Raw genomic sequence first — 451 nt, 5'->3', positions numbered from 1 at the left:
TCAGGTTGTGCACGGCGCCCTTGCTGGCATTGTACCATGCCAGCCCCGGGCGCGGCCGGTTGCCGGCCGTGGAGCCGACATTGAGGATGACACCGCCCGGCCCCTGGCCGCGGAACACCGGCACCACGGCGTTGCAGTAGTGGAAGATCGACTTCAGGTTGACGGCGAAGACGCGGTCGAACTCGGCCTCGGTCACCTGCTCGAAGCCGCCCTTGGCATGGCTGGAGCCGGCATTGTTGACCAGCACATCGATCCGCCCGAATTTCTGGACGGTGTCGCGCACGGTGTGCGCGACGTCGGCAGCACTCGTGACATCGGCCTGCAGCGCGATGGCGGCGGCACCCAGCCGGGCAGCGGCAGCCTCGGCGGCCTCGCGGTTCCAATCGACCAGCGCGACGCGGGCGCCCTCGGCGACGAAGCGCTCGGCCATGGCCAAGCCCAGCCCGGACCC

Annotated in this window: 1 protein-coding gene; it reads right to left on the bottom strand. The window is 70.1% G+C overall.

All coding sequences use genetic code 11. The annotated features are described in order from the left end of the window. On the bottom strand, positions 1–430 hold a 430-nt coding region (locus BKE38_RS29855), incomplete at its 3' end, for an SDR family NAD(P)-dependent oxidoreductase (RefSeq protein ID WP_367596575.1). Positions 431–451 lie beyond the last annotated feature (21 nt).

It is taken from the genome of Teichococcus deserti (assembly GCF_001982615.1).
Lineage (GTDB): Bacteria > Pseudomonadota > Alphaproteobacteria > Acetobacterales > Acetobacteraceae > Pseudoroseomonas > Pseudoroseomonas deserti.
Note: the sequence above shows the minus strand (reverse complement) of the source record. Positions and strands in the feature narration are given on the sequence as shown.